We start from the raw sequence: 24,517 nt of genomic DNA, 5'->3' as shown, positions 1-24,517 counted from the left end.
GAGACCCACCGGCCGATCGACATCTTCCCCGGCCGCGACGCCGACACGCTGGCCGCATGGTTGGCCGAGCACCCCGGCATCGCGGTGATCTGCCGGGACCGCGCCGGATCTTATGCCGACGGAGCTCGTCGCGGCGCACCGGATGCCATCGAGGTGGCCGATCGGTGGCACCTGTGGGCGAACCTGGGCGCGGCGGTGGACAAGACCGTCTCCGCACACGCCGCATGCCTGCCCGAGCCACCCCTGCAAGACAACCACGTAGCCGATGAACAGCGCAGCGAGACCGACCCGCCACCACAACCGAATCCGCCGATCGAGTACCCACTGGCCCAGCGGCATCGGGAACGCCACACCGCGATCCACGAACTGCTGGCCGCAGGCCGCTCCCGTGCTGAGGTTGCCCGCGAGCTCGGGATCAGCGAACGCACCGTCTACCGCTTCGCCGGCACGCCCCTGGAGCAGTACCTGGGCAAGGCCAACAACCGTGCCAGCCGACTGGACCGGTTTATGGACCACCTGCATCAGCGCTTCGCGACCGGGGTCCGCAACGCCACGGCGCTGCACCGCGAGATCCAGCTCCTCGGCTGGCGCGGCAGCCTGCGCACCGTTGAACGCTACGTCGCCCGTCTGCGGGAACGGACGGGCCCGCCACCGACCGCGCCGACACCTCCGAAGCCGCGCAAGGTCACCAGCTGGATCATGTCCGATCCCGATCACCTGACTGCGGGCGCTGCCGTGCAGCTCAAGAGCATCCTCGCGCGCTGCCCCGAATTGGAGGCCACGCGTCATCACGCCGGCAGCTTCGCCAACATGATTCAAAACCTTGGCGGAGACAGGCTCCCGACCTGGATCGAGGCTGTCCGGGCTGATGACCTGCCCGCGCTCCACCGCTTCGCGACCAGCCTCATCCGCGATCACGACGCTGTCACCGCCGGGCTCACCCTGCCCTGGAGCAACGGCCCCACAGAGGGGGCCGTGAACCGACTGAAAATGATCAAGAGAAGCATGTACGGCCGAGCCAACCTCGACCTACTCCGCCGACGAGTCCTGATCACCTGAGCCCAACAAGATCAGCGCCAGAGCCCAGAAACTCGTCGCTCAACAGGCGTACTGGCTGCCTGCCGCGCTCATCCTCCGAGTTTCATCGACCATCCCGGGATGCGCCATCGGTATGCGCGAGCGGGCATTGGCGCCCGGCGCAGGCACGCCCAGAGACCTCGAACGCGAGAGCCAAGATCTCTAAGAAAGATCCCTCCATCCCATCAAGCCCACCCAGCAACACCCCAACATCCAGTCACTGACTCACATTGTTGAAACTTTCTGTCCCTTCCAGTTGACCTGCGGCACGACACCTTGATCTGGAAAGTTTCGAGTGGAGTTGTTCAGGTCTTCCTGTCGGCGAGAATGCGACAGCTCGGATAAAACAAAGCCGGACATGAGTGGATCATGAGCCCGCAGCGCGGGTCACAACCCCGTCACTTGCTCTTTGCCCAGTGGTGTGGAGGTAGCCGATGGTGGCAGCGAGCAGGAACATCCCCCAGACCAGGAATACCGGATAGGTCGCTACGAACCCCCAGCTCCCGTCGAGGACCGCAGTGCCGCCGCCAGGCGCGCACGTGCGGGTGAAGCCGAAAGTCAGGCATTTCGTCATCATCGCGCCGTACTGGCCGACCAGCAGGCCCACGGCAGCCGCTGGAACGACAGCCAGACCACGCGGCACCCGCCGCCCCGCAGCGAACGGCACCCACCTCGGGACGACTTGCCCCCATCGGCTGATCAGCCCCAGCGTGAGCAGGCCTCCGATCACCGGTCCAGCAACGAGCAGTGCCCAGAACACCGCCGAGCCGCGCAACTCTGCCAAGCCGGGGTGGGAGTCTGCCGCCACACCAAGCGGTATGCCCAGCCCCCACAGCAGGTGCGGAACCGCGAAGCCCAGTACTGGCACGCCAGCCGCCATCCAGGTGATCATCCTGGCCCAGAGCGCAGGACGGACCGTCCCATCGGCCTGACGCTTGTGTGCTTGTGAGGCGGTGCGTGTGCCATAACGGATGGTCGTCAGGGCGAGCAGCAACCCCAGCGCGGCAAGCAGTATCTGCCAGACGAGCGTGGGGTCGTCGAGCTTGCCGAATGCCAGCCGCATGACCAGGTTCCTGGGCGCCACCAGCACAAGCGCGGCTGAGGCTGCCCAGCCTGCGGCCAATAGCGTTGGCCGCGTATGTGATCTCATGGCCGCCCACGGTAATGCCTGCCGTCCTCTTTCGATCTCCCTCCCATGGGTGAAAAGGCTCCCTCATATGGGGGAATCCACATCCATGGCCGGCCAGCGCACGCAGAGCCGTCATGGCTGAGCGTTCGGTGACACCAAGATCGGAGCCGACAGCGGAACCCGACCACTCAAGCTGGACACCGACACGAGCACAGACAACAACACGCGGACCCCGACAACTTCATCTGTAGCCGACACTGGCCTTCTCATAGATGTCACCATCGATGAGAAGGCCAGCCTATGGAGTGACGACGTCTGGGTGGCCGACTCCACCCCCATCGAATGCGGCCGCTCCCGCCAGACCACCCAGCGCTCGGACCTGGCCGGCTGGGCCGAATACGGCTACTGCCCCTCCCACTCCCGCTTCTTCTGGGGCCTGCGCCTGCACTTGCTGTGCACCCTGGGCGGGCTGCCCGTCGCCTTCGCCCTGACCGGCGCCAAAGCCGACGAACGCCTCACCCTGCTGAGCATGCTCCAAGCCGACCCCGACCTGCTGGAACGCCATCGCGGCCAGGACCTGATCGCCGACATGCAGTACTACGGCCGCGACTTCGAGCACACCCTGGCCACCGAAGGCATCCACCTGCTCCGCAAAGCCCGCAAAGGCGAACCCCCACGACCCGGCGCACACCTGTTCAAACCCCTACGCCAGACCATCGAGTCCATCAACCAGACCCTTAAAGGCCAGCTCGACCTCGAACGTCACGGCGGACGCACCCCAGCGGGCGTCACCATCCGCGTGATCACCCGCATCCTGGCCCTGACCACCGTGATCTGGCACAACGACAACACCGGCCAGCCCACCGCCCGATCACTCACCGCTTACGACCACTGATCCCACAGCACCCCTTGGAATCAACCATCTAGGGGACCGGGGCCTGTTCTGCACGGACAACGCGGCTGCGTGCGCTGGTACGGGCTCGGTCGTACCGCGTCCCCGTTATCGAAGATCGGCAGCCGGTTCCGGTACGGTCCGAGATCGCGCTGCCACCGCGATCGCGGGCCGCCCGGGTGGTTCATGTGCTGCCTCGAGTAGGAGCGTCCGCTCGACGTCATGCCTGACGGTGTCGGGTCGCCATCGTGCCGTCCGGAGTCGAGCGCCGCCGTTACTCTCGTCTGTCCGCAGTGAGGGGCGCTCATCCGCCAAGGAGTCAGCTTGCATACAGTGCGTTCATTGCATGCAATGCATGCAATTTGCTAGCCTCGCCCGTATGCAGACCGATGTGGCGCGGAGGCGGTTGAGGGAGTTGATCCTCGACGGCGCATACCCGCCCGGGGCGCGGTTGACTGAGATGGAGGTCGCGGCCGCCCTGGACATGAGCCGCACCCCCGTACGAGAGGCGCTCCGCGCGCTGACCGCCGACGGGCTCGTGCGTCCCTCCGGGCGCGGCGTGGTGGTCGTGGCGTTGGAGCAGGGCGATCTGGACGAGGCGTACCAGGTGCGGGCGGCGCTGGAGGCGCTCACCGCCGAGCTGGCCGCGACGCGCCAGCGCGAGGGCCGCATCGCCCCCGCCGACCTCGCCGCGCTCCGCGAGATCGCGATCGACACCGCCACGGCCACCGCCGAGGGGCGGTTGGCCGAGGCCGTGCGGCTCAACCGCCGCTTCCACCGGGTGATCGCCGAGCTGGCGGGCAACTCGATGGCGCTGCACGCGCTGGAGCGCATCTGGGATCAGATCCAGGTGTCCACGTTGCGCTCGCTGGCGCCGCCGTCTCGGCCCGCGCACGTGTCGGGCCAGCACGAGGAGCTCGTGGCCGCGATCGTCCTGGGCCGTCCGGAGGAGGCCGCCAGGGTCGCCCGCGCACACGTACTCGACACCCGTAGCATCACCCATAGCAAGGAGGACGAAGCATGACCCGCGAGCACACGTACCCGGTCGTGGTGACCTGGACCGGCGACAAGGGCACCGGCACCAGCGGCTACCGCGACTACGGCCGCGAGCACGAGCTGGCCGCCGAGGGCCTGCCGACCATCGCGGGCAGTTCCGACCCGGCCTTCCGCGGCGACCCGTCGCGTTGGAACCCGGAGCAGCTCCTGGTCGGCGCGCTGGCCCAATGCCACATGCTGTCGTACCTGCACAAGTGTGCCACGGCGGGCGTCACCGTCACCGGGTACGTCGACGACGCGGTCGGGACCATGGCCGAGACCGCGGACGGCGGCCACTTCACCGAGGTGGTACTGCGTCCTACGGTCACCGTGACGTCGCCCGAGATGGTCGATGCCGCCGTCGAGCTGCACGAAGACGCGCACAAGTCATGCTTCATCGCCAGCTCTGTGAACTTCCCGGTGCGGGCCGAGCCGACAATCCGCGTCACGGGCTCCGACGTCGCCGCGCCGTAGAGCCGTAGGTTCGTCCCTGGCAGGCGGCGGCCTGGGCGCGTTCCCCGTACGACACGTGGGTACGCAGCGGGCCGGAAACCGGTTGGATGTCGCCCTTCGCGCCCGGCAGGCTTGGAACATGAACGATCTCCCCGGGTTCGAGCCCGACGCGCGCCTGTTGATCGTGAACAGCGACGACTTCGGAATGCATCGGGCGATCAACGACGCGGTCGTGCGCTCGATCGAGGAGGGGATCTCGGGCTCGTGCAGCCTGATGGCGCCCTGCTCTGGGGCGGAGCACGCCATGGGGCTGCTGCGCGACCGGCCGGAGATCCCGTTCGGGATCCATCTGACGTTGGTGTGCGACACGCCTCGCCGCCGGTGGGGGCCACTGGCGGCCAAGGAGGGGGTGCCGTCGCTGCTCGATGCGGCGGGTGAGCTGTTCACGCCCGACCGCGTACCGGAGCTGCTCGCCCAGGCTCGCCTCGACGAGGTGGAGCGCGAGTTCCGTGCGCAGATCGCCGCCGTGACTGACGCCGGGCTGGCGCCCACCCACCTGGACTGGCACTGCCTGGCCGACGGCGGGCGCGCCGACGTTTTCGACCTGACGGTGGCACTGGCCCAGGAGTACGGCCTGGCGGTGCGGGCCTGGCTCGACCCGGCTCGCCAGAAGGTACGGGCGCGCGGGCTGCCGGTGGTCGACCACGACTTCCTGGACAGTTTCCGGCTCGAACTCGACGGCAAGGCTGCCACGTACGCCAGGCTGCTGCGCGAGGTGCCGGTCGGGCTGAGCGAATGGGCCGTCCATCCGGGGCTGGGAGGCGAGGACGCGCAGGCGATCGAGCCCGGCGGATGGCGCGTGCGGCGGACCGACTACGAGTTCCTCACCTCCCCTGAGGCTCGCGAAATCCTGCGGAGCGAGGGGATCATCGTGCTCGACTACCGGGTCCTGCAGGAGCTCTGGGTGAAACAAGGACGCCCCGAAGCCCGTTGACGTCACGCAACGCGGGGTCGCCCGGTCATGCGCTGTCGCCGGGTCGCAGCCATTGACACTGGTGACGCGGGGTCGCCCGGTCATGCGTTGTCAGCGGCTCGCAGCCGTCAACGCTGGTTACGCGTGGCCGCCCGGTCATGCGCTGTCAACCGGCCCGCAGCCGTCGGCGCCGGTCACGCGTGGCCGCCGGTTCGCAGCCCTCCAGGCCGTCGGCGCGTACACCAAGCACCCCGTTCAGGCCCTGCAAGGGGCGCGGCGTTGAGGCTGGTGCACGTCCTGGACTCCAAGGACCTGCAGGTCCCGGACGCCGAGGACCGCACGGCCACCGTACGACGCACGTCCAGCGCGGCCACCCTACGGCGCACGTCCAGCGCGGCCACCCTTCGGCGCGTGGCCGGTGCAGGCGCCGCAGACGCGGCACAGACGTTCTGGCCGACGGCCCCGGAAACGGATCGACGACGCTCCCGGAACGCAGCATGAACAGGCCGGGAACGGCCCGTGACGCAGCGTGCGGGAGGCAGTACATGCGGCGCCCGGAAGGCGCCGATCCGTGAAGGGGCGGCTAGAAGGTGGCGGCGGCCAGGGCGAGCGCGGCGGCGGCCTCGTGGCGGAGCACCATGATCAGGAGCGTGGCGACCAGCGTGGCGATGAGCAGCCAGCTGATCAGAATGATGACTGTCGAGCGGCGCGGCCGACGCCTGCGGCCTGGTTGCCCCTGGGCCTTGGCCTCGCTGCGACGCACCCGCTCGTTGAACGACTCCAGTCGTGCGACGAGTCGCGGATCGTCGGCGACGAGGTGCTGCTCAATCTGGGCCAGCATCCGCTCCTCGTCCTGCGACCAGGCCATAGGCGCACCTCCCGAACGCAAGCTCTGCGACGTCTTTCTGCCCAACCCTGAAGATCATTAGCCCCCGGCTGACCAGGTAATTGCAAGCTCTTTTCGGTTTGCGATCATGCTCGAACTCTTGTTCTAATCATGGCATGCGCTGGGACAACCTGCGCCTGGCCGGGTCCGGTCAGGACGATCCGGCCGTGCCGCTGTTCGCTCGCGGCGCGGTCACCCGCACGTTCGACACGCCCGAGTTCAGAGGGATGACCTTCTACGAGATCCGGGCCAGATCCATCATCAACCGGGTTCCGGGAGCCAGCCGGGTCCCGTTCGAGTACACGATCAACCCCTATCGCGGGTGCACGCATCGCTGTATTTACTGTTTTGCCCGAAAAACGCATGAATATCTGGATTTTGATGCCGGGGCGGACTTCGACTCGAAGATCGTCGTCAAGGTCAACGCCGCCGAGCTGGCCCACAAGGAGCTGGCCTCGCCGCGCTGGGGCGGCCACCACGTGGCCATGGGCACCAACGTCGACTGCTACCAGCGCGCGGAGGGCCGCTACAAGCTGATGCGCGGCATCCTGGCCGCGTTGCGCGACGCGCGTAACCCGTTCTCGATCCTCACCAAGGGCACGCTGATCCTTCGCGATCTCGACCTGCTGACGGAGGCCGCGGACGTCGCGGACGTGAGCACCAACGTGTCGGTCGGCTTCGTCGACCCGGAGACGTGGCGCGCGGTGGAGCCGGGCACCCCCAACCCGCGCAGGCGCCTCGAGGTGTGTGCGACGCTCAACGACAACGGCATCGCGTGCGGTGTCCTGATGGCCCCGATCCTTCCGTTCCTCACCGACTCCCCCGCCCAGCTGGAGACCACCGTCAAGGAGATCGCCGCCTCCGGCGCCACCCACATCGCCCCCATCGTGCTCCATCTGCGGCCGGGGGCGCGGGAGTGGTGGCTGGGGTGGCTGTCGCGCGAGCATCCGCGCCTGGTGCCCCGCTATCTGGAGCTGTACGGGCGCGGCGCGTACGCCCCCAAGCCGTACCAGGAACGGGTGACGTGCCTGGTCAAGGAGCTGGCCCAACGCCACGGCGTGGGCCGCGCCACCGCCGCCATGGCCCGCCGTCTCCCGCCCCGGCCCGCGCCGGCCCCGGACGAGCCGGAGCAGCTACGCCTGCTCTGAGCTCCGCGCGAGGTCGTCTCCACTCCCTGGGACGCCATCGGCGAGGCTCATGACGGCCCCCTTCCTCGCGCGCCAACCTACGCTACGGGATCGGTTTCGTTCTCAGCCGCCGGCTGCTGCGTGCCAACCAGTACGACCCGACGGCCATCGCCGCCGACCAGATCGTTCTCGCCGCCGCCATCGGCCTCGTGCTCGCGCCCTTCATCGGGGATTCGGGCCCATCCTGGCGAGCCTTTCCATCGCGGGCGGCCTGAGCATCGGCACCGGGCTCGCCTACATCTGGAACACCACCGCCGCCCCCACCGTCACCTACGTACGTCACACCGGTCCTCGGCGAGACCATCCGCTGGAACGAACCCGCCGGCGGCGTGCTGATGATCCTCGGAATCCTGATCAGCCAGGGGCGGCTCCCCCGCGACGACCACCGACGTCCGCAGTGCGCCACCCCTTGATCGGTGCGCACAGGGCGTACGGACGCGCAGACCAGGGTTTCCCCCGGCCGCCAGCGGTTTGCCACGGCCCGTTTACATGATCGTCACCAGCCCGGCCGACGCTGCACGGTGTAGATCGAGGAGGCGCGGATGCGTTGGCTCAAGTCGCTCGTCATGGCGATGCTCGTCCTGTCCACTGGCGCGATCCCGGCATCCGCCTCCCCGGACGCCTCCCCAGACGGTACGTTGACGCTCGCCTCGTCGACCGTGCGCCGCGGCGAGCCGATCAAGGCGACCTACACCACACCCCACCCCGACCCGACCAACTGGCTCGGCCTCTACACCGACCCGGGCGACGGTCCGGTGGACGAGAAGTTCGTGGGTCCGTCGGTGCGCTGGACCTACATCGCCGGGGAGAGCGGTGAGGCAACCCTGCCGACCGACGGGCTGGAGCCGGGCGACTACATCGTCTTCGCCCTGGCACAGGACGGCTACCGGTGGCTCGCCGCGCCGGTGAAAATCCGGATCATGAGCGACGCGCCGCTGCACTTCATCGCCGACGCCTTCAAGCTGCGCAACGCCCGCGCCCTCACCCCGTACCAGGCGAAGGTGGGGGGCCTGGTACGCGGGGACACCGACGGGCTCGCGTTCCGCAAGGTCAGCGGGCCGCGGTGGATCACCGTGTCGGCGGACGGCGAGGTCACGGGGACGCCGCGGCTGCGCGACTCGCTGCGCTCGACGCCGCTGCGGGTCGAGGCCCGCAACGCGCGCGCCGAGACCGGCACGGCGACGATCGGCATCGACGTCCGCCGGCCGGGCCAGGACCTGGTGCCCGAGCTCAAGGCGATGACCTTCAACCTGTGGCACAGTGGCAGTCAGGTCGACGACGGCCGGGAGAAGGAGCTGCGGTTCCTGCTCCAGTCCGATGTGGACGTCGTGGGTCTCCAGGAGACCTCAGCCGTCTCCACCCGGGAGCTGACCGAGGCGCTGGGCTGGGACTACCACCAGGCGGGCACCGACATTGGCGTGATCAGCCGATACCCGATCACCGAACGCAAGGCGCCGGTGGACAGCGGCCCGCTGTCGGTGGCGACGAAGGTCCGGGTGCGGATCGGCGAGCGTCAGGACGTCGTGGTGTGGAACGTCCACCTCGGCTACAACCCGTACGGCCCGTACGACACGTGCTTCGGCAAGCTGACGCAGGAACAGCTGCTGGCCAACGAGGAGCGCTCCGGCCGCACGCCCCAGATCAAGGCCATCCTGCGGGAGATGGGACCGGACCTGGCCGCGGCGCGGCGCACGCCGGTTCTGTTGACGGGCGACTTCAACGCCCCGTCCCACCTGGACTGGACCAAGGCCACGCGCCGGTGCGGTTACACCACGATCCCGTGGCCGACCTCGATGCTGCCCACGCAGGCAGGACTGCGGGACTCCTACCGGGTGGCCCACCCGAACCCGGTGACCACGCCTGGCATCACCTGGTCGCCGATCTATCCGGTGTTCACCGGCGGTTACGGGTACGACCCGCACAAGGGCGAGCCCGAGCCGCAGGACCGGATCGACTTCGTCTACTACGCGGGCCCGCTCCGCGTGACCGACTCCAGGGCCCTGGTCGAGGGCACGCCGACGGCCGTCCCCAACCACCGCGGCAACGCCTGGCCCTCGGACCATGCCGCCGTCCTGACCACGTTCCGCACGTCCCGGCTCTGACCGCCCCACAGCTGGCCCGGATCGACCACCGCACCCCGCCGGGTCCGGCGGAGCTGCGGAGGCGCGAAGCGAAACGGGCATGGCTGATAGCGACACTGCGCGCCGGCGGCGCCGCTCTGGTTGATAGCGACACTGCGCGCCGGCCGCGCCGCTCTCCTCCGCACACTCGACCGCCAGCTGAAAGCCTTCGAGGATGCTGCCAGAGATGACGGGATCCACCGCCCGTGGTCGAGCCGAGCGGCGCGTACGCGCGGGGCAGATCAAGGCAGACCTCGGATCGCTCGTCGGCCGAGCCGAGGCCGGCCAAGCTTCGCCCCCCCCATGAGGACGCTGTCGCGAACTGCCCCTTTGAGGAGGATCTATCGAAAGGTGGACGACCGGCGAAGCGCTTCTCGACAAGGCTGAGGAGCCATGAAGAAGACGATCATCGCCGTACTCGGCACAATGCTGCTCCCCATAACGCCCGCGGCGGCCGATACCAGGCTGTCCTGGCAGGACTGCGGGGACGGCCTGCAGTGCGGCCGGATCACCGTGCCCGCCGACTGGGCCGTTCCCAAGGGCGAGCAGATCACGCTGGGGCTCGCCAAGCTGTCCGCTCGGGATCCGGCCGCCAGACAGGGCACGCTGGTGCTCAACATGGGTGGCCCCGCCCAGCAGATCTCGGTCCTGCGGCAGGCAAAGGGTTCCTTCGCCGACCTGACCCGATGGTTCGACGTGGTGGTCTTCGACCCGCGCGGGTTCGAGGCGAGCGCCGAGGTACGCTGCCCGGACCCGGCACCATGGGCCGCGAACGGGGAGTGGGTGTTCCCCGACCGCGCCACCTACGCCCGCTACACAGCACAGAACCGCCGCTTCGGCCTCGGCTGCGCGGACGCCGCCGGCCCGCTCGCGGGCAAGCTGAACTCCTGGCAAGGGGCCCGCGATCTGGACGCGGTCCGGGCGGCGCTGGGCGAGCAGAACCTGAACTACTTCGGCAACTCCTACGGCACCGTCCTCGGCGTGGCCTACGCCGAGGACTTCCCCTCCCGCGTCGGCCGCATGTACCTGGACAGCCCGATCGATCACACCAACCGATCGTGGACCGAATGGCTGCTGCCCAGAGCGACGACCAAGGAACGCAGCCTCCGCCGCTTCGCCGACTGGTGCGCCGGCGACCGGAGTTGCGCGCTCCACGGCCGCGACGCGCTCAAGGTCTGGGACGAGGTCATGGCCCGCGCCGCCGAACGGCCGATCCCCGCGCCCGGTGCCGGAGCCGGCGCCACGGCCGGCGCGACCCTGATCGCCTCCCGCGCCGCTGTCACGTTCGAGGCGACGTGGCCCGAACTGGCGAAGTCCCTCGCCGAGGCGCACGCGGGTGACGCCACCCGATTCGCCAAGCCGTTCCCCGGGGCGGCCGATCCCGCCCTCAGCAGGATCACGACCTGCGCCGACTTCCCGTACCCGAGCGCATACCGCGAGGTCAAGGCCATGGAAACGCGGCTGAGGCGCGTCGCGCCGCGCATCGGCTGGACCGCGGCATGGCCGATGGCCAACCTCTGCGCCGGGCTCCCCCAGAGAACGCCCTTCCCACCCCATCCAGTTCGCCCACGCGGCCTGCCGCCGATCCTGATCGCCGGCGGCGAGTACGACGACACGGCGCCGCCCGCGCACGCCCGCCGGATCACCGCGCAACTCGACGGCGCCCGCCACCTGACGGCCAAGGGCGGTCACGCTCTCTACTGGAGCGGCAACCCCTGCGTCCGCGACCACGTGCACCGCTACCTGACCACCGGACAACTCCCGCCCACGGGCACGACCTGCGGTCCGGCATCATCGTGACATGCACTGGCTGAGGGAGGCCCTGCTCGTCGCCGGCGCCGCGACCGTCGCGGCGCTGCTGACAGCACTGGGCGGGCGGGTCCCGATCGACGTCCCGCTCCTCGTCTTCAGTGCCGGCGTCAGCCTCCCCTTACTCGTACGGCGGGCGCTGCCGTTGACCGCCGCCGCGACATCCGCGGTGATCGAGCTGGCCGGGATGGCACAACTGCACCGCTGGGAGGGGATGCTGGTCACGATGGCCCTGTTCTGCACGGCCGTCTATCACCGGCCGCGGAGCCCCGGCCTGGTGCTCGTGGTCTCCACGTGCTGGGTGGTGGGCATCGGCCTGGTGATCGGCGGAGCCGTACCGGCCCTCACCACCATGGTGATCATGAGTGTCGCCCCCGTCGCCACCGGCTACGCGCTGCGGCTGCACCGGGGCCGCGCCGACCAGACGCTCCGGTTGCGGCGGGCCGAGGCGGAGCGCGTGCTGGCGGAGGAACGCACCTGGCTGGCCAGGAACGTACACGACAGCGTGGGCCACCACCTGACCGCGATCCGGCTGCAGGCCGCGGCGGCCCGGCGAGCGCACGGAGACGCCTCAGCGCAGCAGGCCCTGAAAACGATCTCGGACCTCTCGCTGTCAGCGCTCACCGAGGTACGCGAGCTGCTGCGAACGCTCAACGAGCACCCTGCCGCCCTTCAGCCCGGCACCGCCGACCTGGAGCGGCTGGCCGGGCGGCTCGCCTCCGCCGGCCGTACGATCACCATGCGCCGTTCGGGGACAGGGGGCGTCCTGCCGCCGGCCGTCGACCACACCGCCTACCGGGTGGTCCAGGAGGCACTGACGAACGTCGTACGCCATTCGAACGCGACCGAGGTCACCGTCCACCTACGGCAGTACGACCGCGGCCTGCGCATCGAGGTCCTCGACAACGGCGCCCCGGCCCGGGCACCCGAGGTCGAGGGGCAAGGCATCCGCGGCATGCGGGAACGAGTGCTCCTGCTCGACGGCACCCTGTCGGTGGGACCGGCGGAAACGGGCGGCTGGCGGGTGCTCGCCGACCTTCCCAGCGAAAGGAACGCGTGGTGACGATCCGGGTGCTGGTCGCCGACGACCAGGAGGCGGCTCGGGAGGCGCTGCGACTCATCCTCGACGGCGAACCCGACATCGACGTGATCGCGACGGCCGCCGACGGCGCCGAGGCGGTGCACCAGGCGCTGTGGCGGCGGCCGGACGTGGTGGTGATGGACCTGCGGATGCCGGGCATGGACGGCATAGCCGCCATCGGCCGCCTCGCCGCCGCCGAATCCGCCCCCCGCGTGCTCGCGCTGACCACGTTCGACCTCGACGAGTACCTGTTCGGCGCGCTGCGCGCAGGGGCGGCCGGCTTCCTGCTGAAGGACAGCGACCCCGACGTGCTCGTCGCGGCGGTCCGCGAGCTGCACCAGGGCAGGGGGCTGATCGACCCGCAGGTCACCGGCCGCCTGATCAGCCGCTTCGCCGCGCTGTCCCCGCGCCCTGCCACACCTGAACTCGACCTGCTGACCCCGCGCGAACACGACGTGCTACGCCACCTGGCCCGAGGGCTGAGCAACGGCGAGATCGCCGCCGCGTGCACCATCGAGGAAGGCACGGTCAAAACACACGTCAACCGGATCCTCACAAAACTCGGGTTGCGGAGCCGCGTGCACGCGGCGATCTACGCATACGAACACGGCCTCGTCACCCGCGACGCCCCTTGACCGCGTGCCGGTCTTGGTCCTGCTGCGCGAGACGTACCCCCGGCGCCGGCTGCACCCGCGGTGCCACGCAGCGCGTGCGGCGGCCCGGGCGCCCCTTTCGCGATCTACGGCCTGTGGCGCCGGCCGGCCGGCGGCTCCGCAGCGTGGTGGAGTCGCCCGTACGCCGCGGTCTACTGTCCGTGATGGGTGGCGAAGCTCAACAGGGTGATCGACGGGCGCAGATCACGCGGGCCGGGCAGGGCCGCGATCTTCCGGAGTGTTCCGAGCCGGGGTGCATCGACTCCTCGGCGCGGTTGCGCAACGTCCACAGACAGGTGGCCGCTACACCGTCCAGGGCCGCACCGTCGATCTGGTCATCGGTCATACCCACTCCCAGGCAGGTCAGGTAACTCATGGTCGGTCCCGTACGGCGGGTGGTTGTTCGGTGTCGCCGGCGGTGTGAGTCGTCTGACGCCCGCTCGCCTCCTCCTGACGACGGGTCCCATACCCGCAATGGTCGCGGGTCGGCAGACGTCCTCCCAAGAGAGGCGTCGCCCGCTACGACACCGGCAGGAGAAATCGCCCGGTCTACATCGCGGGAAGTAGCCTCGCGATCCGGTCCGGAACCGTCCTTCGGCCGACCGGGGTAGATTCGGCAGTGTGCTGAAGCGCATCGACTACGACGACCGCCAGCATCTCGTGTACGCGCGCGGCCGAGCGCTGCCCCCCGACGTCGTCGCCGCCTGGATGACGGAGTTCGCCCGGCACTCGCCGTCCCGCCGGCCGCTGACGGTCCTGGACCTGGGCAGCGGTACCGGCAGGTTCTCCCCCGCCCTTGCCGACACCTTCGGCGGCCCGGTGTACGGCGTCGAACCCTCCGCCCGCATGCGTCAGGTAGCCACGAACATCACCGCTCACCCGTCCGTCAGCTATCTCCAGGGCGCCGCCGAGAAGATCCCGCTGCCGGCCGACCACTGCGACCTGATCCTGCTCTACCTGGTGATCCACCACATTCAAGACCTGCCGGCGGCGGTCCCGGAGATCGCCCGCGTGCTGGCCCCAGGTGGTCGGCTGCTCATCCGCAACGCCTTCGCTGATCGGATGCCCGACCCGCTGTGGCACCGCTGGTTCCCCCGCGCCCGGACCATCGAGGAAGAGCTCTTCCCCACGGTTGCCGAAGTGGTGGACGCCTTCGCCACGGTCGACCTGCGCCCTGTCGCCCTCACCTCGATCCGGCATCGTCTGGCAGCCAGTCGCGCCGACTTCGCCGCACGACTGCGGCTGCGCGCCAGCTCGGTCTTCGACCAGATGACCGAGCAGGAAATCGCCGAGGGATTCGCCGCCATGGACGCGGACCTTGCCGCGCATCCCGGCACCGGCCCGGTCGAGGAAGACTGCGATCTGCTCATCCTGGCGGTACCCCAGGAAACGTGAGGCTCAGCGCGTTCCGGGACACGTCCGTGCGGAGAGATCGTTCCGAGAGTGGCATGGGTTACTGTTTCGGCATGATTCTGGGGCGGATCGCCGAGCGGGCCAGGATCGACGACCTGCTCGCGAGCGCCCGTACGGGCCACCGCGGAGCGCTGTTGATCACGGGCGAGGCCGGGATCGGCAAGACCGTGCTGCTCGACTATGCCGCCGCCGCGGCGGCCGACCTGCGGGTGCTGCGTGGCGTCGGCATGGAGTCGGAGGCCGAACTGCCCTTCGCGGGGCTGCACCTGTTGCTGTATCCGTACCTCGACCGGCTCGGCGCACTGCCCGGCCCGCAGGCGGCGGCGCTGCGGACGGCGTTCGGGCTGGACGAGGCGACGGTCGGCGACCGGTTCCTGATCGGCGCGGCGACCCTGTCGCTGCTGTCGGAGCTGAGCGGCGACGGCCCCCTGGTATGCCTGATCGACGACACGCAGTGGTTCGACCGGGCGTCCTTGGACGCGCTGCTGTTCGCCACCCGGCGGCTGCACGCCGACCCCATCGCGATGATCTTCACGGCCAGAGACGGGGACGGGGACGCCGCGCCCGTACCGGGCCTGGACGTACTCCGGCTCGCCGCCCTGGACACGGAGAGCGCCGCGTCGCTGCTCGACGCGCACGCCCGCGGCCTGGCCGGGCCGTTGCGGGAGCGCGTGCTCGCCGAGTCGCGCGGCAACCCGCTCGCCGTGATCGAGCTGGCCACCATGCTCAACGCCCTGCAGGGCGACGGCCGTCCCGCGCCGCCGCTGCCCATCGGGGCGCTGCCCGCCGCGGGCCACGTACAGGACGCCTTCCAGGCGCAGATCGCCGGCCTGCCCGCGGCGACGCGGCTGCTGTTGCTGATCGCCGCGGCCGACGACACGGCGGGCCTGCAGGTGATCCTGAACGTCGGCACACTGCTCGGCGTCTCCGTGGCCGACCTGGAGCCCGCCGAGCAGGCCCGGCTGGTCGTGCTGTCCGACGGGCCGACGCCGGGCGGCAGCGTGACCTTCCGCCATCCGCTGATCAGGGCCGCCGCCTACCAGGCCGCCCCGCACGCCAGGCGGTTCCAGGTCCACGAGGCGTTCGCGCGGGCGCTCGACGGCGAGCACGACGCCGACCGCCGCGCCTGGCACCTGGCCGCCGCTACCCCTGGCCCGGACGAGGAGGTCGCCGCCGAGTTGGAGCGGGCCGCCCGCCGGGCCGGCCGCCGGGGCGGGGCGACCGCGATGATGAGCGCGCTCGAACGCGCCGCCCAGCTCAGCACGGACGAGACGCGCCGGGCATGGCGGCTGATCGCCGCCGCCCGCGCCGCCTACGACGCGGGCCTGGCCGACCGCGCCGTCGAACTGGCCGGCCGGGCCGCTGGGCCGACCGACCGGCCGGCGCGCACCCTTCGCGACCCGTCGGTGACGGCCGAGGCGGCCTGGATCCGCGCCCAGGTCGAGTACGAGCGCACTTCGCCCGCCGTCGCCGCCGCCCTGGCGCTCGACGGCGCCACCCCCATCGCCGCCACCGACCCCGAGCGGGCCGTGTCGATCCTCACCGAAGCCGTCTGGTGCGCCCGCGACGCCGGCGACCACGACCTGGTACGCCAGTGCGCCGCCCTCCTGGAGACCGTCGAACCCCGCGCGCCGGTCGTGGCGGGGCTCATCGGGTTCCGGCACCTGTACGACGGCCGGCCCGCCGTGGGTGTGCCGCCCATGCGCGAGCTGGCCGAGTCCGCCAGGCAGGGCAAGGCCGGCGGGTTCGTGGAGCGGCTCATCGCCGGGTTCGCCGGGATGCTGGTGGCCGAGGACGAGATCGCCACGGAGGTGCTGGAGTCGCTGGTCGCCGACGTGCGGGAGCAGGGTGCGGTGGGCTGGCTGACGTACACGCTCGAACCCCTGGCGATCGTCCGGCTGCTGCGCGGCCGGTTCATGGACGCCGACGCCGGCGTGACCGAAGCCGTCTCCCTGGCCACCGACATCGGCCAGGACATGCAGGTCGTCGTGCTGAACGCGATCGCCGCGTGGCTGGCCGCAGTGAGCGGCGACGAGATCTCGTGCCGGTCGCTGGCCGCCGGCGTGCTGGAGCACCGCACCAAGCACCCCACCAACGCCGCGCTGGCCTCGTGGGCGCTCGGCCTGCTCCACCTGGCCGGTGGCCGGTTCGACGAGGCCGCGGCTCGGCTGGAGGAGGTGTGCGGCGGGCCTGCCCGGCACGACTTCCTCATCAGGGCCGTACCCGACCACGTCGAGGCGGCCGTACGTGCCGGGTTCCCCGAGCAGGCCGCCCGCCATCTGCCCACCCTGTCCGACTGGGCCGAGCAGACCGGCCGGCCGCACGCGATCGCGCTGGCCCGCCGCTGCGAAGCACTGCTGGCCGACGAGGACGCCGCCGCCGGCCACTTCACGGCCGCGCTGGAACTGCACGAGCGCGACACCCGCCGGTACGACGAGGCGCGGACCCGGCTGGCGTACGGGGAATGGCTGCGCCGGCATCGCCGCCGCACCGAGGCGAAGGACCAGCTGGCCGACGCGCTGGCCGCCTTCGAGCGACTCGGCGCCCGGACCTGGGCGAGCCGGGCCCGCGCGGAGCTGTCCGCCCTGGGCGACCGGCCCTCGGCCCACCCCCGGGCCCTCGACCCGCTCGCCCGGCTCACGCCCCAGGAGCTTCAAGTGGTACGGCTGGCGGCGGCGGGCATGAGCAACCGGGAGATCGCCGCCCGGCTGTTCCTCAGCCCTCGCACGGTCGGCCACCACCTGTACAAGGCGTACCCGAAGCTGGGGGTGACCCGCCGGATGGAGCTGGCCCAGCTCGTGGCGCATGGGTAAGTAAGTCGGCCTGCCGCAGCACACCGGTATTCCGACTGATGCGGCGTCCGCTGCCCGCGGCCTACCGTCGTGGGCATGCGGAAGATCATCGCCACCTGGACGGTTCATCGACCCTGGAGTACGGCAGCGAGGAGACTGCGGCATGCTCCCTGAACCTGCTGCTCAACCGGACGACCTACGAAGGCTTCGCGGATGAACGCTACGTGTGTCTCCACGACCCTAGGCCTGGCCCCTTGGAACAACTCCACGATCATCCAGAACGACATGCCCGGCAAGGAGCACCCCATGTCCACCGCGTTCTACCTCAACCTCCCGGTCAAGGACCTGGCCGTCAGCAGGAGCTTCTACGGCGCGCTCGGGTTCGCCTTCGACGAGCGGTTCGCCGACGAGAACATGGACGCCGTCGTCATCAGCGACACCCTCTCCGTCCTGCTGCTGGTCGAGCCGTACTTCGCAACCTTCACCACCAAGCAGGTCGCCGACGCCGGCACCAGCGCCCAGGCCCTCTTCGCCATCGGCATGGAGAGCCGCGAACGCGTGGACGAGCTGCTCGACAGGGCGCTCACCGCCGGCGGCCAGCCGGCCGGGGAGGACCGCGACCTGGACTTCCTGTACGGACGCGGCTTCACCGACCCCGACGGCCACCAATGGGACATCATCCACGTCCCGGCCGCCGGCTGATCCCCTCCGCGCACCCACCCGCCGGCTTGAGGCAGGAACTCCGTGGGAAGCCCAAGTTGAGCTTGACCGCTCGTTTGCGGCCGGTGGCACGTTCTGATCAGCACTGCACCGGTGTGAGGCGAGCGCCGATGAGTTTCCAACGCCGCCGAGGTCAGTACCGGCGACACATCGACTACGCGCGGAGGACGACATGGCGCTGGACCTCTTTGCCGGTATCCCCGTCACCGACTACGCCGCGGCGTTGCCGTGGTACGAGCAGCTCTTCGGCGGGCAGCCCTCGTTCCTGCCGAACGACATCGAGGCGGTGTGGGAAGTGGCCGAGAACCGGTACATCTACATCGTGCAGGAGCCGGAACGGGCGGGGAACGCCCTGGTGCTGTCGTTCGTCGACGACCTGGACGACCGGGTCGCCGAGATCGCGCGGCGGGGCATCGAGCCCGCCAAACGCGAGACGTACGACGGTGGCGTGACCAAGGTGACCTACCGGGACGCGGAAGGCAATGAGATCAGCTTCGGCGGCGTCCCGGGGTGACGCCTCCCAGGACGTCCCTGGACCCGTGGGACGGGACTGGGACGACTCCGAACGCTTCCTGCCAGTACGTCTCCAGCATCACGACGAAACGCTCCAGGACTGCGCGGGGATCATCTGCCATCGCCGCCGCCATCTCGGCGTCCGCGACCACGGCTGCGCGGTCGGCCAGCATGCGCCGGACCTCCGGGGCATCGAGAGCCGACGGATCGCGAGGTATCGCGCCACCGACCTGGCGACCGGCCAGGGGGATCGCGAACTCCATCCGCGCCAGCTCGTCCGGAACGCTCCTCAGCCGCCGCAGTTCGCCCTCGAGATCCGCCATCTCCCCCGACGCGGCAGGGAACAAGAACTCGGGGAAGTAGGCCCGGTATGCGAACGCGAAGACCTCGATCTCCCGATTCAACCGCGGCGGCAACCGCCGCATCGACTCGGGATCTTGAAGACTATCGACACGCCACAATCATCACTCCTCGTGTTCCCGGTCCGGTCCACGACGCGAAGGCTGTCCTGGTCAGCCCGCCGGCTGGGCGAGCAGCTGTTGCCCATCGGAACGGCCATCCACGCCAAGCAGTGCTCCGTGCGCACGCTTCTCAACCATGTATCCCAACGGCAGCAGCTCCTTGAGATGCCCCGCCCCCGTCCTCGCCGATGCCCTCGGCTACCAGGCAAGACCACCGCCCGACTCCTCACCGAGGGCGGCGGAACCTGGACCCGCCACGCCTCCGAAGAGCACGAACAGTGACCATCGAGCTTGACGTCGTCGACACTCGTGACAGTTGACCAGGCGATCTCACCCGTACCGAGGCCACGGTCTCTCCGCGATCCGGGCATACTGCAACCGAATCAGCACACGGGAGACGCCAACGCATGAAGAATACGCCACCATCGCCACCTGGAGCGCAGCAGACTGACGGATCACCCGTGCAGATCGGCGCTCTCGTTCCGCTGACTCGGCCTGGCTGGGTCGAGGCGGGCCAACACTTGCTCGCTGGACTCGAGCTGGCCGTTCGCGAAGTCAATGACGCCGGCGGCATCGTCGGAAGACCCCTCGAGCTGGTGGTCCGAGACACTGCGGCTGATCCGAAGAGGGCCGCGGCGGCCGTGGATGAATTGGCTCGCTTGGGCGTGGCTGCCTTGGCGGGTGAGTATCACAGCGTCGTCGCTCGCGCCGCCGCCGCCCGGGCCGACGCCCTCGGCCTGCCGTTCCTCTGCTCGTCAGCGGTTCTCGACGCGCTCACCGAACAGCCAACGGAATGGGTCGCGCGCCTGGCCCCGGCGCAGTCCCGGGGCTGGCAGATCTACGCAGACTTCCTCCTCGGCGCGGGCCACAGTCGAATCGCCGTAGCAGCCGAGTCGAGTGTCTACTGGGCAGCTGGGGCCCGCATTCTGCGGGACTACCTCGCTCCACGCGGCGGCACCGTCATCGAACTCGACATGCGCGCGCTCACCCCTGCGGCCGTGTGCGACGAACTCGTCGACAATCGCGCGACAGCCCTCCTCCTCCTGGTCGGCCACCCGGAGCCGGCCGTGTCGATCGTCAAGTCTGTCCGCCGCGACCGGCGCCTCGCCGAGATCATGATCGGTGCTCCGGCCGGGCAACCGGAGTTCGCCGAATGGGCGACGTTGCTGGGCGACGACGGCGCCGCGATCCCGTTCTTGCGCTACCTGCCCGAGCGCCTCAGCCCACTCGGCGCACGAGTCGAGACGGCCCTCCGCGAGCGGCTGGCCGAAACGCCCTCCTTCGTCGCCTTCGAGGGCTACGACACGGTCGCCGTCCTCGCCGACGTGCTGCGTTCTCACGGCGCGGAACGGAAGCTCACTGCCGAATCCTGGCCGCACGTTGCAGTCGAAGGCACCCGCGGGCAGATCCGGTTCTCCCGCACGCCGGGCATCAGCGTCTGGCAATGGGCTTGGACGCCGATCCAAGTCGTTGATCGAGATCCGGCGGAACCCGATCGCTTCCGGATCCTTCACGCCGGCTGAGAGAGCGCGGACGGTCACCGGCGGCAGCGGTCAGCCGCTGCGTCAGCTCGGTGATCCGCTAGCGTAGATGGCGCGCTCAGCACCGGCTCGACCTCGGCGGCCTGCCCTGGATCAACCGCCATTCCGGCGGCAACCCCGACCGGCCGCAACGACCCGCTGCCTAGCTTCAGCACCCGCCAGCGGGGGGCAGAGCCGGTCGAGTGTCGCTGAACCTCACCCGAGGGTGAGGCTCGTAATCTCGGCACATGACGGGTGAAGGTGTCGTGGTGTCCGACATCGACGGCGGGCTGCCGGCCATGTCCCCAGTCGCCGATCAACTCGGCCCGACTCCGTGGGGACCGCGCGCCTGGTCGTGGCCAACCGTCGGCCCCCAACTGTCAACGGCGGCTCAGGCGACATCCGGCGCGTTCGGGTGCGTATGGCACAGTTTTCACTGTGCCGTTTGACGATCTGCCGGACTGGCTACCGGCGTGGTGTCTGGACCATCTCGGGGACCAGCCCGCCGACGTGCTGTTCCGGCAGCAATCGATGTCGACGGTGTTCGGTCTCCGGTTGGCCGGCGGTACGGACGTCGTGGTCAAGGCCCGCGGCGACGACGGCCGGGCGGGATCATGTGTCACAGCGCAGGCCCGGCTGGCCGAGAACGGGTTCCCTTGCGCCCGCCCGCTCACGCCGGTCGTCGGTGTCGGTTCCCTGGCCGTGCACGCGGAGGAATTCCGCCCTGGAGGCGAGGTGTTGCGCGGAGACACGCCGGACATCGCTGTGCGCTACGCAGAGGTCTTCGCCCGGCTGATGACCGCGCTGGCGGACCTCGCCGTCACGCCGCCGCTGCCGAATCCGCGCTGGGTGCGGTGGGATCACACGGACTTCGGGCTGTGGCCGTCGATCGAATCACTCGACGAAAAGGACCAGAGTCTCGTACCCAGCTACGTCATGGACACAGCCGACAGGGCCCGTCGGCGAATACTGGCCGCTGACCTGCCCTGCGTGCTGGGCCACGCCGACTTCGAGGCACACAACCTCCGGTGGCACGACCAGCAGGTGTGGACAGTGCACGACTGGGACAGCCTGGCATGGCAACCGGAAGCTGCCCTGGTGGGAGCCGCGAGTGCGGTATTCCCCAAGATGGGACCGGCCACCCTGCCGCCGATCGAAAGTACCGAGGCGTTCCTGGCCGCCTATCAGGACACTCGGGCCCGCCTGTTCACCGCCGAAGAGCAGCAGATCGCGTGGGCGGCCAGCCTGTGGCCGGCAGCCCACGACATCCGATGGGAAGCACTCCACGGCTACACCGCAGTGTCCGGCAAAGCACTCTGGACACAAGCAGCCGAACGCCTCCGCCGAGCGAACGCCTGAGAGCGGCCCACATCGTCCTGCCGACCGCGGGTGAACGTCACGGACGTGACTGTGACGTTCATCCAGCGGTCACAGCCTTCAGCGATCCGGCAAGTTCGGAAGGCAGCGTTCCTGAGGGCCCGAGCAAGGCGTACTTGGCCGAGATCTTGTGACACGTGGTCACAGAAGATTGATCATTAAGAAGACCCCCGGGCGTAGTCGAGTTGCTCGCTTCACCGACGCTCGGAGGTCTTGCTGGGGGCACTTCTGCCGGCCAGCATCGGAGCCAAAACGGTGCGCAGCCGCATGTTCTCCCCGTCTGGACGGCACGAGGGGAGAGCTACGGGCAGAAACCCCGGGACGAGGCGAAGCGCAATTCCTGGCAAGGCTCACCCGGGGGTGGGAGAGCCCAATGGATCAGAGAGGATCACTACGACGGCTCGCTGTGCCGTACCAGCTGCGCTCTTGGTGGGCCAGCGCTGGAGCCGGGTGCGCAGCACCCAGCCTTGACCTGAGCAGCCCTGGGGCAGATCCGCAAGATCCTGAGAGGGAAGGAGATCCCAGGCAGCAGACCAAACGCCTACCCGCTAGGCGAAGCGGCCTCCACGCTGTTTTTGCGCAAAGGCCAGCTAGACAGAGGCGAGCGGGACACTGCGGGCTCATGATCGGATGCAACTTTTCTCCGCAGGACGTCCGCTACGCGGCCGCTGATGGCCGTCCGTGGATGGCGCTCTCGGCGGCTTACCGGCGAAGACCGCTCCGCGGACATGGCTGCACTGAAGGGGAGCGAGGCTGAGAACCCTGCTGGACATCGCAATGGACTGGACGGTGCGTGGGACAGATCGGCGAGATCCACAGTGAGGGTGCGGGCGGCGGTCACGTCCTCGCGGCCGCCTCGTTCACCGCGCAGCGGACGGCTGAGGGGTAGGCCGTGAGCGACTCCCTGGCTGCCCCTGCCGAGTGGGTGCGCCCCTGCGAGCGCCGGAGCCCCTGGGAGATAGGCGAACTGCTGACCATGGATCTGCCGCAACCGCCGGCGCGTAAGCAGGCGGCAGTGCTTCTCTGCGGTCTGACAACCGGTAAGAAGGTTGCAGGCCGACGCTCGGCACCACTGGGAACGCCTCAAGCTCGGGCTGCACGCCCTATGCTGGAGTTTCCACCAAAAGGATCAACGCCGTCGCGCGGACTCGGCTGCAGGCCCGGCTTGAGCCGCTGCCCAGGAGGCCCACAGCCAGCCGGGCGGAGCTGGAGGAGCGTGTCCCGTCACCGGCTCAGCGCCTGCTGTCGGCCAGCAGTTGGGACGCCACAGCTCCCCCAAGTCGTCACCGGCCCTCGCAAACGCGGCATCGGCTTCCGCTCCCTGTCGAGGCCCGTCGGTCGTCAGGCCATCGAGGCGCCGGGTGTGAAGGCCCGTGAGTGAGCCAACCCACGCCGTCTCCATCGCGACGGCCGGCCTGAACCAGGCACGGCGGCTGCTCGCCGACGCCGAACGTCTCGCCCGCGCAACGCCGAGCGCATCGCTCACACCGTCCCCGACGCCTTCGAACAGGCCATGGCACTGCTCGAGATCGCCGACGACCTGATCATCGCGGCCCCAGGCCACGCCCGGGAACTCCTCGCCACCGTTGAACGGCTCACCCGCACCATCACCGATCGGTACGCCTGCGGTGGAGTACAGCTGATGGCCGTCGAGACACTGGCCAAGACCAGCCCGGTCGATGCCGAAAATTTCGCCCGGTCCATGACCGACCCATCTTACCAGGCCTCAGCGCTGGTGAGAGTCGCCGCCGTACTGACCCGGACCGATCGCAAGCAGGCCCGAGGTCTGCTTGCCGACGCCGAACACCTCGTGCGCACCAGAGATGCCCCAGATCACCGGGAGCGACCGCTGGGGCACATCGCCAGGACACTGGCTCGCCTGGATCCAGAGGCCGCCGAACGCCTCGCCACCACGATCTCCAACCCGCTTCGCCGAGCCCAAGCATTGGCGATCGTGGCCGGCGTGCTGGTCCGGGCGGCGCCTGCGCACGCCCGCAGGCTGCTCGCAGACGCCGAATCCGACGCCCTCGAGCCCGCCAATCCATGCTTTCAGGCCCGAACCCAGGTAAAGGTCGCCACCGTGCTGGCTCAGGTGGATCCGGGTCAGGGGCGGCGACTTCTCATCGACGCCGAGCACCTCGTCCGCACCAGCCGTCATCGGGACCCGGTGTTGCAGGACGCCGCCGAGGCGCTGGCCGCGCTCGATGCCGCCGAGGCCGAACGCATCGCCCGCACCATCACCACTCCGGTCCATCGTTCCCGCGCCCTCACGAAGATCGCGGAGAAGCTGGCCAGGGTGGATCTGGGCGGTGCGGAGCGCCTGGCCCGCACCATCACCCCTCCGTACCACCAGGTCCTTGCTCTCGCGGGCATCGCCAAGACACTCATCGAACTGCACAGCCCGCCGGCCATCCAGAAGCAGTAAG

20 protein-coding genes are annotated in these 24,517 nt (G+C 69.7%); 17 read left to right on the top strand and 3 right to left on the bottom strand.

All coding sequences use genetic code 11. The features are described 5' to 3' along the window. A partial coding sequence (locus tag ACIBI9_RS26815) for a transposase (RefSeq protein ID WP_397225411.1) occupies positions 1-1,059 on the top strand: 1,059 nt, incomplete at its 5' end. 385 nt (positions 1,060-1,444) lie between these two features. Here the strand turns inward: ACIBI9_RS26815 and ACIBI9_RS26810 are convergent. Continuing rightward, positions 1,445-2,140 carry a hypothetical protein gene (locus tag ACIBI9_RS26810; protein WP_397225410.1) on the bottom strand — a complete coding sequence of 232 codons (696 nt, stop codon included), beginning with the start codon at positions 2,138-2,140 and terminating at the stop codon, positions 1,445-1,447. Between the two features lie 385 nt (positions 2,141-2,525). Between ACIBI9_RS26810 and ACIBI9_RS26805 the strand changes: the two genes are divergently transcribed. From ACIBI9_RS26805 to ACIBI9_RS26790, 4 genes are all read left to right on the top strand, one after another. Then, positions 2,526-3,101, top strand: a complete 576-nt coding sequence (locus ACIBI9_RS26805; RefSeq protein WP_397225408.1) for a transposase — start codon at positions 2,526-2,528, stop codon at positions 3,099-3,101. A 376-nt stretch (positions 3,102-3,477) separates the two neighbouring features. Then, a complete protein-coding gene (locus ACIBI9_RS26800; protein ID WP_397225406.1) occupies positions 3,478-4,122 on the top strand; it encodes a GntR family transcriptional regulator in 645 nt (214 codons plus the stop codon). Beyond that, positions 4,119-4,607, top strand: a complete 489-nt coding sequence (locus ACIBI9_RS26795; RefSeq protein ID WP_397225404.1) for an OsmC family protein — start codon at positions 4,119-4,121, stop codon at positions 4,605-4,607. Before ACIBI9_RS26800 ends, ACIBI9_RS26795 begins: the two co-directional genes overlap by 4 nt. Positions 4,608-4,725: 118 nt before the next feature. Further along, complete coding sequence (locus ACIBI9_RS26790; RefSeq protein ID WP_397225402.1) at positions 4,726-5,580, top strand: polysaccharide deacetylase family protein; 855 nt, start codon at positions 4,726-4,728, stop codon at positions 5,578-5,580. A gap of 562 nt (positions 5,581-6,142) precedes the next feature. On the opposite strand, the gene ACIBI9_RS26785 is transcribed toward ACIBI9_RS26790, so the two are convergent. Continuing rightward, positions 6,143-6,427 (bottom strand): DUF3040 domain-containing protein, encoded by a 285-nt coding sequence (locus ACIBI9_RS26785; RefSeq protein ID WP_397225400.1) that lies wholly within the window; start codon positions 6,425-6,427, stop codon positions 6,143-6,145. A 134-nt stretch (positions 6,428-6,561) separates the two neighbouring features. Here ACIBI9_RS26785 and ACIBI9_RS26780 point away from each other — a divergent pair, with 134 nt between their 5' ends. The 9 genes from ACIBI9_RS26780 to ACIBI9_RS26740 all read left to right on the top strand — a co-directional run bounded on the left by ACIBI9_RS26780 (position 6,562) and on the right by ACIBI9_RS26740 (position 18,734). Continuing rightward, the gene (locus ACIBI9_RS26780; protein ID WP_397225398.1) at positions 6,562-7,593 is read left to right on the top strand and encodes an Rv2578c family radical SAM protein; all 1,032 of its coding nucleotides are present in this window, start codon (positions 6,562-6,564) and stop codon (positions 7,591-7,593) included. Between the two features lie 581 nt (positions 7,594-8,174). Beyond that, positions 8,175-9,734, top strand: a complete 1,560-nt coding sequence (locus ACIBI9_RS26775) for an endonuclease/exonuclease/phosphatase family protein (protein WP_397225396.1) — start codon at positions 8,175-8,177, stop codon at positions 9,732-9,734. Positions 9,735-10,145: 411 nt separating this feature from the next. Then, positions 10,146-11,552 (top strand): alpha/beta hydrolase, encoded by a 1,407-nt coding sequence (locus tag ACIBI9_RS26770; RefSeq protein WP_397225394.1) that lies wholly within the window; start codon positions 10,146-10,148, stop codon positions 11,550-11,552. 1 nt (position 11,553) lies between these two features. After that, the gene (locus ACIBI9_RS26765; RefSeq protein ID WP_397225392.1) at positions 11,554-12,624 is read left to right on the top strand and encodes a sensor histidine kinase; all 1,071 of its coding nucleotides are present in this window, start codon (positions 11,554-11,556) and stop codon (positions 12,622-12,624) included. Beyond that, positions 12,621-13,277, top strand: a complete 657-nt coding sequence (locus tag ACIBI9_RS26760; RefSeq protein WP_397225390.1) for a response regulator — start codon at positions 12,621-12,623, stop codon at positions 13,275-13,277. Before ACIBI9_RS26765 ends, ACIBI9_RS26760 begins: the two co-directional genes overlap by 4 nt. Positions 13,278-13,916: 639 nt before the next feature. Further along, a complete protein-coding gene (locus tag ACIBI9_RS26755) occupies positions 13,917-14,690 on the top strand; it encodes a methyltransferase domain-containing protein (RefSeq protein ID WP_397225388.1) in 774 nt (257 codons plus the stop codon). 71 nt (positions 14,691-14,761) lie between these two features. Continuing rightward, a complete protein-coding gene (locus ACIBI9_RS26750) occupies positions 14,762-17,521 on the top strand; it encodes an AAA family ATPase (RefSeq protein ID WP_397225386.1) in 2,760 nt (919 codons plus the stop codon). A gap of 192 nt (positions 17,522-17,713) precedes the next feature. Next, positions 17,714-18,202 carry a VOC family protein gene (locus ACIBI9_RS26745; protein ID WP_397225384.1) on the top strand — a complete coding sequence of 163 codons (489 nt, stop codon included), beginning with the start codon at positions 17,714-17,716 and terminating at the stop codon, positions 18,200-18,202. A gap of 190 nt (positions 18,203-18,392) precedes the next feature. Then, on the top strand, positions 18,393-18,734 hold the full coding sequence (locus ACIBI9_RS26740) for a VOC family protein (protein WP_397225382.1): 342 nt from the start codon (positions 18,393-18,395) through the stop codon (positions 18,732-18,734). On the opposite strand, the gene ACIBI9_RS26735 is transcribed toward ACIBI9_RS26740, so the two are convergent. Continuing rightward, positions 18,709-19,194 (bottom strand): hypothetical protein, encoded by a 486-nt coding sequence (locus tag ACIBI9_RS26735; RefSeq protein WP_397225380.1) that lies wholly within the window; start codon positions 19,192-19,194, stop codon positions 18,709-18,711. The genes ACIBI9_RS26740 and ACIBI9_RS26735 overlap by 26 nt on opposite strands. 461 nt (positions 19,195-19,655) lie before the next feature. Between ACIBI9_RS26735 and ACIBI9_RS26730 the strand changes: the two genes are divergently transcribed. The 3 genes from ACIBI9_RS26730 (at position 19,656) to ACIBI9_RS26720 (ending at position 24,516) form a co-directional block, all read left to right on the top strand. Continuing rightward, the gene (locus ACIBI9_RS26730) at positions 19,656-20,717 is read left to right on the top strand and encodes an ABC transporter substrate-binding protein (RefSeq protein WP_397225378.1); all 1,062 of its coding nucleotides are present in this window, start codon (positions 19,656-19,658) and stop codon (positions 20,715-20,717) included. A gap of 435 nt (positions 20,718-21,152) precedes the next feature. Continuing rightward, positions 21,153-22,073 (top strand): hypothetical protein, encoded by a 921-nt coding sequence (locus tag ACIBI9_RS26725; RefSeq protein ID WP_397225376.1) that lies wholly within the window; start codon positions 21,153-21,155, stop codon positions 22,071-22,073. Positions 22,074-23,604: 1,531 nt separating this feature from the next. Further along, positions 23,605-24,516, top strand: coding sequence for a hypothetical protein (locus ACIBI9_RS26720; protein ID WP_397225374.1), 912 nt, complete (start codon positions 23,605-23,607; stop codon positions 24,514-24,516). Position 24,517: the final 1 nt, after the last annotated feature.

This window comes from Nonomuraea sp. NPDC050451, from assembly GCF_044458585.1.
This window is presented reverse-complemented; position numbering and strand designations above follow the sequence as displayed.

Coding starts and splice junctions, on each gene's coding strand:
- ACIBI9_RS26810 (WP_397225410.1), bottom strand. CDS start 2,140: ATGCGGCTGGCATTCGGCAAGCTCGACGACCCCACGCTCGTCTGGCAG.
- ACIBI9_RS26800 (WP_397225406.1), top strand. CDS start 3,478: ATGCAGACCGATGTGGCGCGGAGGCGGTTGAGGGAGTTGATCCTCGAC.
- ACIBI9_RS26795 (WP_397225404.1), top strand. CDS start 4,119: ATGACCCGCGAGCACACGTACCCGGTCGTGGTGACCTGGACCGGCGAC.
- ACIBI9_RS26790 (WP_397225402.1), top strand. CDS start 4,726: ATGAACGATCTCCCCGGGTTCGAGCCCGACGCGCGCCTGTTGATCGTG.
- ACIBI9_RS26785 (WP_397225400.1), bottom strand. CDS start 6,427: ATGGCCTGGTCGCAGGACGAGGAGCGGATGCTGGCCCAGATTGAGCAG.
- ACIBI9_RS26780 (WP_397225398.1), top strand. CDS start 6,562: ATGCGCTGGGACAACCTGCGCCTGGCCGGGTCCGGTCAGGACGATCCG.
- ACIBI9_RS26775 (WP_397225396.1), top strand. CDS start 8,175: ATGCGTTGGCTCAAGTCGCTCGTCATGGCGATGCTCGTCCTGTCCACT.
- ACIBI9_RS26770 (WP_397225394.1), top strand. CDS start 10,146: ATGAAGAAGACGATCATCGCCGTACTCGGCACAATGCTGCTCCCCATA.
- ACIBI9_RS26765 (WP_397225392.1), top strand. CDS start 11,554: ATGCACTGGCTGAGGGAGGCCCTGCTCGTCGCCGGCGCCGCGACCGTC.
- ACIBI9_RS26750 (WP_397225386.1), top strand. CDS start 14,762: ATGATTCTGGGGCGGATCGCCGAGCGGGCCAGGATCGACGACCTGCTC.
- ACIBI9_RS26745 (WP_397225384.1), top strand. CDS start 17,714: ATGAACGCTACGTGTGTCTCCACGACCCTAGGCCTGGCCCCTTGGAAC.
- ACIBI9_RS26740 (WP_397225382.1), top strand. CDS start 18,393: ATGGCGCTGGACCTCTTTGCCGGTATCCCCGTCACCGACTACGCCGCG.
- ACIBI9_RS26720 (WP_397225374.1), top strand. CDS start 23,605: ATGGCACTGCTCGAGATCGCCGACGACCTGATCATCGCGGCCCCAGGC.